The organism is Rickettsia endosymbiont of Seladonia tumulorum, from assembly GCF_964030815.1.
Lineage (GTDB): Bacteria > Pseudomonadota > Alphaproteobacteria > Rickettsiales > Rickettsiaceae > Rickettsia.
In genome coordinates, this window is the sequence record NZ_OZ034963.1 from 143,514 (window position 1) to 157,627 (window position 14,114).

Sequence of the window (14,114 nt, forward strand, 5' to 3'; positions counted from 1 at the left end):
CTGGACCTACTAATTTAACAGTAACTAATATTGCTGGAACAACTAATTTTGCAGGTCAAGCAGGTGCAGTAGTTCTTAAGGCAGGTGGTAGTTTAGCAACTGTTATGAGTAGCCAAGGAACAAATGTTGGTCTTTTAGCTATAGCAGGAAGCGGAACAATTACAGGAACTGTAAATAATATTAATCAAATACAAGTTAACGGAATAGGTGGTACAACAGCAGAGTTCCAAAAAAATGTTTCAGTTGCATCAGTATTATTTGGTAATGGAGGAACAGCCGATTTTAAAGGATCTCTTAACACTGACCCTACTGGTAATATTGATTTTGGTCCTAACCCTAATGGCGGTATTTTACAATTCTCAGGAACAGATCCAAACGGCTACGAGCTTAGTAGCGTAATTAAAAATGGTGGGAACGGAACATTAAACGTTTTTACTAACTTAACAGCTATTGAACCATCAATCGGAACAATTCAAACAATCGCTATCGGTCAAAAAAATGCACCTAACACACTGACTGTAGACGTAACAAAAGGGTTATTAACTTTACTACAGTCACCTAGCAGCACTGTTACCTTTAATGATCCTGCTTCTACACTTGGTTTAACTACTAGTATTAATCAACAAGTTACTTTTAATAATAGCTTCCCCGGTATAGCAGGTGGTGGCGGTATTGTTGTTTTAGATAGCCAAAACGGTACTATACTTGAAATCCAAAGCTCTGGTGGTACTCAAACGCTTGGAACAAGTGCTGCACCTTTAGAGCAAATATATGTTACTGGTAATGTCGGAGTTATAGGAACTTCTACTAATAAACTCGATGTAAGTAATGCAAAAAATCTTACTATTGCAGCTGGCGGGATATTTGCATATGCAACTCCAAATATTACTTCTGCTTTAATTCCACAAATTTTTATTGGTGATACTAGCGGTCCTGGTGTCTATGCACTTGACGCAGTAAATGGTAATTTCCCATTTGCTGCACCCGGTTTAGCATTTAAAAATGACTCATCAGTTTTAAAATTAATGACTAGTGCAGCAACTGGTATTACTAGTACTATACAATTAACAGGTGATATAACACCTCCTAATCCTAACACTGCTATAGTTGAAATAAATGCTAAAAATGCCGGATCTACATTAGTAATAGATGGTACTAGTAATGGTTACTCAATCGGAACATTAGCTCTTCCTATGAGTAAAATAAAATTCACTGGGGATGGAACAATAGAAGTAACAGCTATTAGTACTCCGGCTATAGAGGTGTCTGTTTCAAAACTTGCTATAGCGGAAGTGAATTCGGATGTGTTCTTTACTGGTCCAGCTACTCTTGCTGGCGTTCAAATTAATGGTGATATAGATTTTCAAGGTAATGCTGCAAATGTAGTACTTGCTTCTGATACAGTAAATAATTTACCGGCTCTTATTAGCGGTAATATAGCAAGCACCGGCACGCAAAACGGTACTATAGACACAGTAGATAGTAACGGAGTTTCAACAAACACGATTACGAACATTGCAATGTTAAAAGCTGGTGCTGATAATAGTACTGTTACAGTTAATTCCGGCGGTGATATGTCAATTGGTGAAATCCAAGGGACTGGTACTGGTACAATAGTACTTACGCAAGAAAACCCTACTATAAACACAAATATTAATGAGACAGGTGGTTCAGCCGTTAACTTAACTTTCAATAATGGTGGTAGTATCCTTGGTAATGTTGGTAGTAATACGCCGGTTGGAGATATTTTAGTTTTAGGAGGAACATTAAATCTTGGCATACCAAATAGTGTACCTGATAGTATTATGAACGGTAATACATTATATGTTGACTTCAATAATGCAAGTGTCGTTTTTAATACAAGCAATATTAATTTTCCAGGCGGAATAGCTCAAGCCCCTATTACTGCACGAGCCTTTATAGCACCTGCTCCAATAATTACAGGAGGAGGGGCATATTTTAAAGATTCCGATCCTGTGATAAATAATGATCCTATAGGTCCAACTGGTCCAATACCTATATATATTAGTGGTGGTGACGTAACCTTAACAAATGATACTATAAATATATCAGTTGTTAATTTTACTACTCCTAATGCTGATGATTTACACACAATTGCTATATCTGGTGACTTAACAACCGGTACTGCCCCATTTGGTGATCCTGTTAACAGCTTAAAATCTGTTCGATTATTAACAGGTGGTAAAATAAATATTCATAGTGAAGATTTCTATTCTGGTGTTACAACTAATACAAATAATATGGGTACTGTATTGTTTGATGCCGATAACGGCTTTACTGATGATTTAGGGGATAGCACTAACAGTCTTAAAACTGTACAATTTAGTAGTGTTGAGGGTACAGTTAAAGGGGATACCTATTCTGAAAATGTTACTATAGATTCAGGTAAATCGGCAATTTTCAGCGGTTATAATAGCAGAAGCACAAGTGTGCCTTCATCAACAGTTGGCGGGGTTACAGTTCCAAGATCAACACCACAATTTAATTATCAAACTGTAGTTTCTTCTAGTGATTTCCAAGGTACTGATAATACTACCTCTGCCAAGTTTACTAATGCTGCATTAGTACAAGCACCGATTAATAATGGTAATCTAACATTCGAAGATGACGTATGGCTACAAAAACCTGTAACAAATGTTAACACTATTACTTTTGCACCGCAGAAAAACGCATTGATAAGTGCAGGTGTAGGAGCAAATAATATAGTTGCTGATCAAACAACTATGGTGTTTGTTGGTGATAATGCAACTATTCCGGCACAAGGTAATATAACAGGAAGTAACGTTACCTTTGATCTTGGTAATAATACAGTTGTATATGATGGGACTGCTACTCCTACCGGTAATCTGATGTTTAATGTCTTATATGATACGACTAATGCAGGGAAAACAGCAAATACTAATAGTGGTAATATAGTTTTAGCAAATGGTGCTGTACTTGATTTATCAAAAGTAGACTCAATTCAAGTTATTCTAACTGCTCAGAATAACCCGAATGGTATAAGGCTCGGAAGTGCTTATCCTTTAGTCAGCTCAAAAGGTGGTAGTATAATACCAGGTGCTGCAGCAAAATTACCTTTCAATGTTATAGCTAATGAAAAGAACTTTGTCAGATGGGTTATAAATGATGATTCATTCATACTTTATACAGCAACAGCAGATATAATACCTACAATTTCAAGACCTTCAATTGCAATACATAGAATAATTCACAGCAATCCAAATATAATTATACCTGATATAGATATTATAAACCCAATCACTAATGGCTTTACTCCTGCAACTCCAGGCACAGGTAGCGTAACAGGTGGCGTATTTACTCCAGTTGATCCAAATTCCCAGGTAATAATGTTGTTGTAACTGGTAACAACCCAGTAATTGTTAATGGTGGGAATACACCATCAATAGGTAGTGGTGGCAATACTCCTAACGGACCAGTTACAGGCGGCTCTGTGATCGGTGGCGTATATACTCCAAGCAACCCAAGCAATAGCGTAGTGCCTAGCGGTCCGGGTACTGGTGGAAGCACTCCATCAATCGGCTCAGGTGGAAATACGCCATCAATTGTATCAGGTGGCAACACTCCGTCAATTAGAACAGGCGGTAATACACCATCAATAGGTAGCGGTGGTAATACTCCTAACAGTCCAGTTACAGGCGGCTCTGTGATCGGTGGTGTATATACTCCAAGCAATCCAAGTAATAGCGTAGTGCCTAGCGGTCCGGGTACTGGTGAAAGCACTCCATCAATAGGGACAGGCGGAAATACGCCATCAATTGTATCAGGTGGCAACACTCCGTCAATTAGAACAGGCGGTAATACACCATCAATAGGTAGCGGTGGTAATACTCCTAACAGTCCAGTTACAGGCGGCTCTGTGATCGGTGGCGTATATACTCCAAGCAATCCAAGTAACAGCGTAGTGCCTAGCGGTCCAGGTACTGGTGGAAGCACTCCATCAATAGGGACAGGTGGAAGTACAGGAAATAACCCATACACTCCATCCGTTGGAACAGGTGGCAATACTGGTAATAGTCCAAGCAACTACAATCCATCCGTTGGAACAGGTGGCAATACAGGTAATAGCCCAAGCAACTATAACCCATCAGTAGGAACAGGTGGAAATACTGGTAATAGTCCAAGCAACTACAACCCATCCGTTGGGACTGGAGGAAATACAGGTAATAGCCCAAGTAACTATAACCCATCAGTAGGGACAGGTGGTAATACCGGTAATAGTCCAAGCAACTACAACCCATCAGTAGGAACTGGAGGAAATACCGGTAATAGTCCAAGCAACTACAACCCATCAGTGGGAACAGGTGGTAACACAGGCAATAGTCCAAGCAATTACAACCCATCAGTAGGAACTGGAGGAAATACAGGCAACAGCCCAAGCAATTACAATCCATCCGTTGGGACTGGAGGAAATACAGGTAATAGCCCAAGCAATTATAACCCATCAGTAGGAACTGGAGGAAGTACCGGCAACAGTCCAAGTAACTATAACCCATCAGTTGGGACTGGAGGAAGTGCGGGTAATAGCCCAAGCAACTACAATCCATCAGTAGGAAGTGGAGGAAATACAGGTAACAGCCCAAGTAATTACAACCCATCAGTAGGAAGTGGAGGAAATACCGGCAACAGTCCAAGTAACTATAACCCATCAGTAGGGACAGGTGGCAATACAGGTAACAGCCCAAGTAATTACAATCCATCAGTAGGAACTGGAGGAAATACAGGTAACAGCCCAAGTAACTATAACCCATCAGTAGGGACAGGTGGCAATACAGGTAACAGCTCAAGCAACTATAACCCTGCATCTGGTGGTAATATAGGTGCTACAGGTAATAATGCGTATGGTGGTAACACAGGCAATAGCTCAGGCAACTACAACTATAACTCATCAGCTGGTTCAAATGGTGGAGTAAGTAGCACTGGCAGCAGTCCGAACGGCTACAAATCATCTACTGGTTCAAGCTATAATGGTTCAGCAACAAATGGTGCAGTTGGTGTTGTTCCTGCTAACAATGCAAGCGGAAGCACTTACCAACCTTCAAATAATAATGGTTCTGCTTCGGATATATCTGCTATCGGTAGCAGCAGAGATAACCAAGTAGGTGCAGGTGGTAGTGGTAATGGCGGAAGTTCAAATAGTGGAATAAGTCGTTCTAATGCTAATGATGGCTTTAATGCTGCTAAAGATAATGCGAGCATTGGTAATCAAGAAATCAATAAGAGAATGGAAGCTGTTAAAAACGCAGACGGCACTAGCCCTGATTCGGAAGAAGCTGATTCACGTAAACGTGGTGCAGCAGTCGGAGGTGGTGATTGTGATGATTATAATACCGGTAATGTTTACGGTGTATGGATAAGTCCATATTACGGAAAAGCAGTACAAGAAAGCTCTAAGCGACGGATTTAGTGGTTATACAGCTAAATCTGAGGGTGGATCAGTCGGTGTTGATACTGTTATAAATGATAATATAGTCCTTGGTGCTGCTTATACTAGAATCGATACGAAATTACGTTATAAAGATTCAAAATCTGGTAATGTTACAAAAGTCGAAACTAATATGGGTTCTGTATACGGATTATACAATTTTGCAGATAATCTATTTATAGAGGGTATAACCACCTATTCACGTAGTAGAATTAAGACTAATGAGTTACGTGGTACTGTAGATGGTACTGAGAATGCGTATGGTAAATACAACTCAACTTCTTATAGTGCTCAAGTAGTAGGAGGTTATAACTACTTATGGAAAGATAGTTCTCTTGCACCAATGGCAGGTCTAAGATTCACTAGAATTAAAGATTCCGGATATCAAGAGCAGGGGACTACTTTCCAAAACTTAACTATTAAGAAGCGTCAATATAATAAGGTTGAGGGTATACTTGGTGCTGAAATTAAGACGACATTCTATAAGGATGATTTCATAATTAGACCACAAGCCCATGCGTTTATTAATTACGACTTTAGTGGTAAAACACCAGCAATCGTTGCAGAGCTTAATGGTATTAACAAGCCATTACCAGTACAAACACCTAAGGCTACTAAAATGTTATATGATCTAGGAGCAGGTGTAGTAGTTAAGAAAGGTAATATGGAGTATGGAGTACATTATGGTCTTAACTTTGCTAAAAAATACCATGCACAAAGTGGTACTTTAAGACTTAAACTAAACTTCTAAAAAACTAACCTCAAATAGATAAAGGATAAGATTTTTCAGATCTTATCCTTTACTTATTCTAAACGTAATATCCTGCTGAACTATTTTCTGCAAGCAACTCTATTACATCATCATGTCCATAATATTCGGCTAGCTTTAAAGGAGTTTGTCCTAAATAATCGGGTGTAAAATAATCAGCTTTTTTGGTTTGTAGTAATTTTATAGCAGGTATATGGTGACTATTTACAGCCCAATGCATAAGAGTAGAGCCTGATTTATCACAAGCATTAATATCAATATCAGCATTATCAATTAAGAACTCTATTAAATCTTTCCCCGCTCCCGCTTTAATTGCATGATGTAAAGAGGTGCGTCCAAGCAAGTCTTTAGTCCCAAGCTTAACTCCTTTATCGTGTAATGCTTTTACTAAATCTAGATCATTAGCATAGGTGGCTTTAATTAAAAGCTTCTGCCCAATTGTATTATCAATTTTAGTACAATCTGACTTCTCAATTAAAGTTTTAGCTAACTTTGTAATATTTATCTTCTTATCGTGGATTTGAACTATTTTCTCTAGTAGTGTTTGTTTAGAGTTTAAGTTTAAGAATTTATTAGTTAAGTACTCAATAAGGCTTACACTTTTAGAATCAATAGCGAGATTGAAAATTTGATATCCAAGCTCACTTTTAATGTCAAATTTAGCTTCTTTGCTAATTAATGTCTTAATTGATGAGATATTTTTAGATTCTACAGCAAGCTCTAATGGCGTTTTGTTATTATGATTTATATCAAAGAAAAATCTTTGTATCTGCTCATTACCAATTTTTTCTGCCCAATCTTGTAAGGTTAAACCATATTTATCAAACTTATTAAATTTAGTATTCTCATATAAATATTTTACTGTATCTAAATTACCAACTTTGATGGCTAAATGAATAGCAGACCAACCATGCATGTTAGGAGCAATTTGTCCGCCATTTTGAACTAGAAAATGTACCACATCTAAATTACCGCCAAGTATTGCTAGTTCTAAAGCAGTTCTACCTTTGGCATCTTTAATATTAATATTTTGCTTGTTACATACACTCTGTACTAACTCTATATTTTTATATCCTACTGCTAAATGCAAATCTGTCCATTTTTCAGAATCTATAATTTTGGGGGGTATTAAAGATTCAAAAAACTTTCTTATAGGAGTTTTTGAAATAGGCATATGCTTTGGTCTTAAATAGCTAGTATCTGGGCAATATTTGTGTCTGTAGTAGGCTGTAGTCATAGTTATTTTCATTAATTAATATATTTCGGGCGTAATTATTAAAATATATTAATGATAATGTCAATGAAAAACGTTATTGTACTAAGGCTAAATGATGTTGATAAGTAGAATAAAAATCTTCTCAATATAATCTTGTGTGCTTAAGCTTAAATATCATAGAAGACAGTAAAAAATATTAAAATTTTCAATATTTTATTTATTTTTTAGTATGGTTTTAGTAATATTAAGACAAGTTATGATTTAATTAGTAAAACCTCTTGTGGGTAGCATTATTGTATATATTAATTTTTTTATAGAATTATCTTATGTATTGGTTACTTCTTATTCTAGCAGGATTATTTGAAATAGCATTTGTTATTTCATTAAGATATTCAGATGGTTTGACAAAACTAAAACCTACAGTTGCCTTTATTTTTTTTGGAGCTTTAAGCTTTACCTGTCTTGCTAAAACCTTGGGTAAGATCCCAATGGGTACTGCATATGCTGTATGGACAGGCATAGGTGCGGCAGGTACAGTTATATTAGGTATACTTGTTTTCAATGAACCGGTATCTATATTATGCTTATTTTTTGTTACTACCTTAATAGTATCTATAATCGGACTTAAATTTTCTTAAAAATAATTATAACTTAATACCACTATCTTTTATTCAACTAATTTACCTTGTACGTAAAAATCGTATGCGGTTTGGTAAAAGCTAATTGCTTCCTCGGTAAGGCTAATAGAACTCGGGATTTCTTCTTTTTCTTCTCCTAATAATATATAGGTTTTTGGGTGTAGTTTAGGGCTTAAAATTACTAGCTTATCATCTTTTAAAAAGCCTAGTAACTGATAAGTGCTTATAAAAGCTCTATTTGCTGGATTATTTATTATATCCTGTCCCCATAATTTGCTTTTATATTCAAAGCCTAGCAAGCCGAAAATTGTTGGGGCTATATCTATTTGACTTGCTAGATTATCTATTTTTTTCGGCTTTAATATTTGTGGTGCATAGATAATTAGTGGTATATGATACTTCTCTACAGGTAGCTCCGTTTTACCGGCACTTGAAGCACAATGATCGGCAGTAATAACAAAGATAGTATCGTTAAACCATTCTTTAGTTTTAGCAGTTTCTAAGAACTTATTTATCGCATAATCGGTATATTTAACTGCTGCATTACGTCCACCACCTGATGGTAGATCAATCCTATTCTCAGGGAAAGTATAAGGTCGGTGGTTTGAGGTAGTCATAATTAACGAGAAAAATGACTTACCATTTTTATAATCTATATCAGCTTGCTCTATTGCCTTGTTTAGAATATCCTCGTCTGCTACTCCCCATACATTTGCAAAGCTTATCTCTGAAGCTGTTAAGTTACCTCGGTCTATTATATTATAGTGATTACCGCCGAAATAATTACGTAAATTATCAAAATAGCTATAACCACCAAATATAAAGTTAGTATTATATCCTTGATTTCTAAACACAGTGCCGATATTAAATAAATTCTGGTTATCAGGTCTACGCACTATTGACGAGCCTGGAGTTGGAGGAATTGATAAAGTTATAGCTTCAAGTCCCCGCACTGTCCTTGTACCAGTAGCATAAATATTAGTGAAGAACATAGCTTTATTTGTTAATTCATCCAAGTAAGGCGTAATATTATCGCTATTACCAAAGCTTTGCATGAATTTGGCACTTAAGCTTTCTACTGTAATAAAGATTACATTATATTTTTGCTTATTCGAATTTTTAGAGATAATAATACGCTCGATAGATTCATTATCTACAAATTTATCACTATTATTTTGTAAGCTATCACGTACTATGCTTAAAGCCTGCTTATCATCTATAGTGGGATAAAAGCTATTATAGTTTAAGCTGTTATTAAGATAAGCCGAGAAAATCTCATAAGGACCGTTTTTAGCAAGCTCTTCTGCATATTTATTAGAGTGGAAATTTAGCTTTTCAGGGCTATAAAATTTAAATGCAATAAAACTAATTGCAGCTAGAATAATTGCTGTAGCTAAACAACATTTTCTATTTATATTATATGCTGCATCAATAACAGCTTTTCGTAAGATATAGGTAGTAATAGCACTAACTATCAGAATTCCGCTAATGATCTCTATATAGGGCATAGATTCTTTAACTGTGCCGATAATTTCATGAGTATATACTAGATAATCAACGGCAATAAAATTAAAGCGAGTACCAAACTCATCCCAAAAAGTAAGTTCAGCTGCTGTAATAAAGATTAGTGAGGCAATAAAACCGCAGTAAAATAAGTAACAAAGCGGCGTGTAGACTAGCCTAAATCTTGATAATGCTAAATTGCCTAGCAATATTAACACTAACATTATAGGCAAGAAATAAACTGTAGAAATAAGATCGTTAACTAATCCGAAAATGAACAGTAATGGCAATTCTATAAGCGAAACTTGTTTATAGAACAATGCATATATGCACAAAGCTATTCTAGTGATTGTTTGAAATATTAAGTAAGTCTTAGCAGTTAGTAATTTCATTGATTTTGTTTTAAATTGTTGATTCTATAATTTTTATATGTCATTCCCGCGTGGCATTGTTGCGTGGATCGAAAAGTACTTTCGGTGTCATGCCGTGGCTTGACCACGGCATCCAGAAAATAATAAAAAATACTAATTTCATTAGTATTTTTAACTGGCTCTAGTTTATAAATCACGGGATGACAGGGGGAAGAATGATCCATACAGGCAATGCCTTCCCGCATAGGAGACACATTCCAAACTCTACCTCTCCGGTAATAATATCTCTCTTTTACCCGTATGATTTGGTACGGAGACTATTCCTTCTTTTTCCATTTTCTCAACTAAATTGGCAGCTTTGTTATAACCGATTCTAAGCGATCTTTGAATATAGCTAATAGAAGATTTACGTTCATCACGTACTATCTGCACAGCTTTTTTATAAAGTACTTCGTCTGATGTACCATCACCGATATCAATACTAGTATCATCTTCATCAGGCTGCTCTGTTACAGCAGATATATATTCTGGTGTGCCTGTTTCTTTTAAATATTCCGTAATTTGCTCGATCTCAGATTCGTTAACAAAAGGTCCATGTACCCTAGTAATTTTAGAGGTATTACCCATAAATAGCATGTCACCCATACCAAGTAACTGCTCTGAACCCTGTTCGCCTAAGATTGTACGGCTGTCGATTTTAGAGGTAACCTTAAAGCTGATACGGCTTGGGAAGTTAGCCTTGATCACACCAGTAATAACGTCAACAGATGGTCTTTGGGTTGCCATAATAATATGGATGCCGGCAGCTCTTGCCATTTGAGCTAAACGCTGTATCAACATCTCGATATCTTTACCGGCAACCAGCATTAAATCAGCCATCTCATCAACAATCACCACTATGAACGGCAGCTTTTCCATATTCATTGCCACGGTTTCATAGATGGGTCTGCCGGTTTCAGGATCAAAGCCTGTTTGAATTGACTTCTCAATTATTCTTCCCTCTTTAACTGCTTCCTGAATCTTAGTATTATAGCCGGCAATATTCTTAACACCGATATTGCTCATCATTCTATAGCGGTTTTCCATTTCTTTAACTGCCCATTTCAGTGCCACCACTGCTTTAGCCGGTTCAGTTACCACGGGCGTTAATAAATGCGGTATTCCGTCATAAGCTGATAGCTCAAGCATTTTCGGGTCAATCATGATAAAGCGGCACTCTTCAGGGGTATAGCGATATAACAGCGAAACGATCATAGCGTTAATTCCCACCGATTTACCTGAACCGGTTGTCCCTGCAACAAGTAAGTGCGGCATTTTGGCAAGGTCTGCAATAAGCGGTTTGCCCGCTAAATCTTTACCTAAGACTAAAGGCAATAAAGTAGATGTATCTTGGTATTCTGGTGTTTCTATAAGCTCTTTTAAGCAAAAGAATTCTCGCTGCTTATTAGGTAGCTCAATACCAAGCACATTTTTACCAGGTACTACTGCAATCCTTGTTGATAGGGCTGAGAGCGAGCGGGCTATATCATCAGATAACCCTACTACTCTTGAGGTTTTAGTGCCTGCTGCCGGTTCAAACTCATATAAAGTTACTACCGGACCTTGGCTTATATTAATTATTTGTCCTTTCACACCAAAATCATTTAGCACAGTTAGCAATTCTTCGGCTTTTTGCTTTAATTCTGACGATGAAGCACCTTTTATATGATGATTTTCAGGGTTACGTAGTAGCGAAATTGGCGGCAGTGCTGCTGCGTCATTTTGAGATATTTTAGGAGCAGCAGGTTTATTAAAGAATTTTATTGGATTTACAGGTGCTGGTTTAGCCATAATATGCTTTGGCTCTTCTGTAAATCTTATTTTTTCGCTTACCGGTTTTGTATAAGAAGGGGTAATCTTTATTTTATTATTTGCTTTACCGGAAAATAATTTTGGCAAAGTTAATTGTGAAAATAGATTATAGAAAAAAGTTTGTATTTTATATGCTAAGAATTTACCTAATTTAATGATAAAGCTGCTTAAAGAAGTAAATTTAATTTCAAATAAAACAACAAATATAATAAATGTAAAAAATACTAATAATAAATGAAGCTGATTTGTGAATTGTTTAAGAAAATGAAAAATAATTATACCGGCTGCTCCACCACCATTAGAGGGTACGAATTCTAAATCAAAATTAGATAGTAAAGCTGCGGTGCTGAAAAGAGCAAGTAGCATTACCGATATACGGATAAAGGATTTGCGATATTTCTGTTGCCAGCAATTCTTCCCCCAAATAAAACAAGAAAGCGGTATTATAAAAGCTGCTACCCCAAAAAATTGATATAAAAAATCAGATAAATAAGAACCAAAAATCCCTAATAAATTATTAGTATATCCAGTTGTTGCCGAATTAAAAGACGGGTCATCAAGCTTATATGATATAAGCACAAGAATAGTAGCAAGACCGATTATTCCTAAAATAACAGCTTGTACTTTACTATTTGAAAGAAATTTGTTTACGTAGTATAGCATTAGTTATTGATAAAAATTTACTATAACATACTATTTTGAAGTAAATTAAACAAGAAAATTTACACCTTGCGGAAAAATGTTATACTTAAACTCTATAAAAGGACATGTATTATTTTTATGATTTAAAAAAGCCTAAGCGGGAATGACGATGATATCCATTGAAGTAAAAAAATGTTACATGTAATATCTGTAAAATATATTGATGATTATTATTTACAATTGTCTTTTGATGATGGTACTAGAGGAAATATAAACTTATATAAGCATTTGGTTGGTTCAGTATTTGAACCTCTTAAGGACAAAAATTTATTTGCTAGAGTAACCCTTGACGAAGAATTGCAGACTATTGCTTGGTCTAACGGAGCAGATTTTGCTCCTGAATTCTTAAAAGCCCACCTAGAGAATATAAGGTAAATAGAATTTACACCTTTTAAAAAACTATGTTATAATATAGTTCTATAGAGAACACATAGTATAACATGACCATAAAAATTCATTCCGAGAAAGATTTTGAGAAAATGCGTGCAGCTGGCAGGTTAGCTGCTGAAACACTTGATTTTATAGAACCGCATGTAAAGCCGGGCGTTACTACAAATAGTTTAAACGATCTTTGTCATAATTTTATTATTTCGAATAATGCCATTCCTGCACCTTTAAATTATAAAGGTTTTCCAAAATCTATTTGCACCTCGATAAATCACGTAGTTTGTCACGGCATTCCAAACGATAAGCCATTACGGAATGGTGATATCATAAATATTGATGTTACAGTAATTTTAGATGGTTGGTATGGTGACACTAGCCGTATGTATTATGTTGGCAATGTAGCAATAAAGCCGAAACGCCTTATTCAAGTAACTTATGACGCAATGATGAAAGGGATTGAGGTAGTAAAGCCAGGAGCAAGGCTCGGTGATATAGGTCATGCTATTCAAAGCTATGCTGAGAAGCATAATTATTCTGTGGTGCGTGATTATACTGGTCATGGGATCGGTCGCGTGTTTCATGATGAGCCATCAATATTAAATTATGGTCGCAGCGGAACAGGGCTTGTTCTAGAAGAAGGTATGTTTTTTACTGTTGAACCAATGGTAAATGCCGGCGGATATGATACTATATTAAGTAGCCTTGATGGTTGGACAGTTACCACACGTGACAAGTCTTTATCAGCACAATTTGAGCATACTATAGGCGTTACTAAAGACGGCTTTGAAATATTTACATTATCCCCTAAAAAATTAGATCATCCTCCATATGTTAAACTATAAGCTAATGGAATTCTTTGACAGCGAACCTGAGATAGTTCCCGATATAGCTATAAAAGAAGAGGCAACCCCTCATTATATAGGTCATCGTAAAAGAGCGATTTGTGACTTCAGGAGCGGCAAATTTTTCCGATTATGAACTCTTAGAGCTGATGTTATTTTCTTCTATTCCTCGTAAAGATGTAAAGCCTCTAGCAAAAAAATTACTGGAAAGTTTTAATAGTATTACTGATTTAATCAATATTGATAAAGAAAGATTGCTTAGTATTAGTGGTACTAATGAGAATTTATATATCAATTTTGCTATAGTACGTGAATTAATAAATAGAGCATTAAAACAAAAGATAATAAATAAAAATATTATTGCTTCATAG

9 protein-coding genes and 2 pseudogenes are annotated in these 14,114 nt (G+C 36.0%); 7 read left to right on the forward strand and 4 right to left on the reverse strand.

Features of this window, described 5'->3' with window-relative positions:
- The first annotated feature begins 104 nt into the window (after positions 1 to 104).
- The 3 genes from AAHF54_RS00710 to AAHF54_RS00720 all read left to right on the forward strand — a co-directional run bounded on the left by AAHF54_RS00710 (position 105) and on the right by AAHF54_RS00720 (position 6,215).
- Positions 105 to 3,380: a hypothetical protein gene (locus AAHF54_RS00710; RefSeq protein ID WP_342170046.1), complete on the forward strand. Its 3,276-nt coding sequence runs from the start codon at positions 105 to 107 to the stop codon at positions 3,378 to 3,380.
- A 92-nt stretch (positions 3,381 to 3,472) separates the two neighbouring features.
- The gene (locus AAHF54_RS00715) at positions 3,473 to 5,446 is read left to right on the forward strand and encodes a hypothetical protein (RefSeq protein WP_342170047.1); all 1,974 of its coding nucleotides are present in this window, start codon (positions 3,473 to 3,475) and stop codon (positions 5,444 to 5,446) included.
- A complete protein-coding gene (locus tag AAHF54_RS00720; protein ID WP_342170247.1) occupies positions 5,403 to 6,215 on the forward strand; it encodes an autotransporter outer membrane beta-barrel domain-containing protein in 813 nt (270 codons plus the stop codon). Before AAHF54_RS00715 ends, AAHF54_RS00720 begins: the two co-directional genes overlap by 44 nt.
- 58 nt (positions 6,216 to 6,273) lie before the next feature.
- Here AAHF54_RS00720 and AAHF54_RS00725 read toward each other — a convergent pair whose 3' ends face one another.
- The gene (locus AAHF54_RS00725; RefSeq protein WP_341789254.1) at positions 6,274 to 6,846 is read right to left on the reverse strand and encodes an ankyrin repeat domain-containing protein; all 573 of its coding nucleotides are present in this window, start codon (positions 6,844 to 6,846) and stop codon (positions 6,274 to 6,276) included.
- Between the two features lie 93 nt (positions 6,847 to 6,939).
- Positions 6,940 to 7,482: pseudogene (locus tag AAHF54_RS00730) on the reverse strand (ankyrin repeat domain-containing protein); the annotation flags it as partial.
- A 293-nt stretch (positions 7,483 to 7,775) separates the two neighbouring features.
- Between AAHF54_RS00730 and AAHF54_RS00735 the strand changes: the two are divergent.
- The gene (locus AAHF54_RS00735) at positions 7,776 to 8,087 is read left to right on the forward strand and encodes a multidrug efflux SMR transporter (RefSeq protein ID WP_341788725.1); all 312 of its coding nucleotides are present in this window, start codon (positions 7,776 to 7,778) and stop codon (positions 8,085 to 8,087) included.
- Between the two features lie 29 nt (positions 8,088 to 8,116).
- Here AAHF54_RS00735 and AAHF54_RS00740 read toward each other — a convergent pair whose 3' ends face one another.
- Entirely contained in the window at positions 8,117 to 9,982 is a 1,866-nt protein-coding gene (locus tag AAHF54_RS00740; RefSeq protein ID WP_341794774.1) for an LTA synthase family protein, read from the reverse strand.
- Positions 9,983 to 10,225: 243 nt separating this feature from the next.
- Positions 10,226 to 12,475 carry a DNA translocase FtsK gene (locus AAHF54_RS00745; protein ID WP_342170049.1) on the reverse strand — a complete coding sequence of 750 codons (2,250 nt, stop codon included), beginning with the start codon at positions 12,473 to 12,475 and terminating at the stop codon, positions 10,226 to 10,228.
- A gap of 171 nt (positions 12,476 to 12,646) precedes the next feature.
- Here AAHF54_RS00745 and AAHF54_RS00750 point away from each other — a divergent pair, with 171 nt between their 5' ends.
- The 3 genes and pseudogenes from AAHF54_RS00750 (at position 12,647) to AAHF54_RS00760 (ending at position 14,114) form a co-directional block, all read left to right on the forward strand.
- On the forward strand, positions 12,647 to 12,889 hold the full coding sequence (locus AAHF54_RS00750; RefSeq protein WP_341788728.1) for a DUF2442 domain-containing protein: 243 nt from the start codon (positions 12,647 to 12,649) through the stop codon (positions 12,887 to 12,889).
- A 65-nt stretch (positions 12,890 to 12,954) separates the two neighbouring features.
- Positions 12,955 to 13,743 carry a type I methionyl aminopeptidase gene (gene map / locus AAHF54_RS00755; protein WP_341788729.1) on the forward strand — a complete coding sequence of 263 codons (789 nt, stop codon included), beginning with the start codon at positions 12,955 to 12,957 and terminating at the stop codon, positions 13,741 to 13,743.
- Positions 13,730 to 14,114: pseudogene (locus AAHF54_RS00760) on the forward strand (UPF0758 domain-containing protein). Before map ends, AAHF54_RS00760 begins: the two are co-directional and overlap by 14 nt.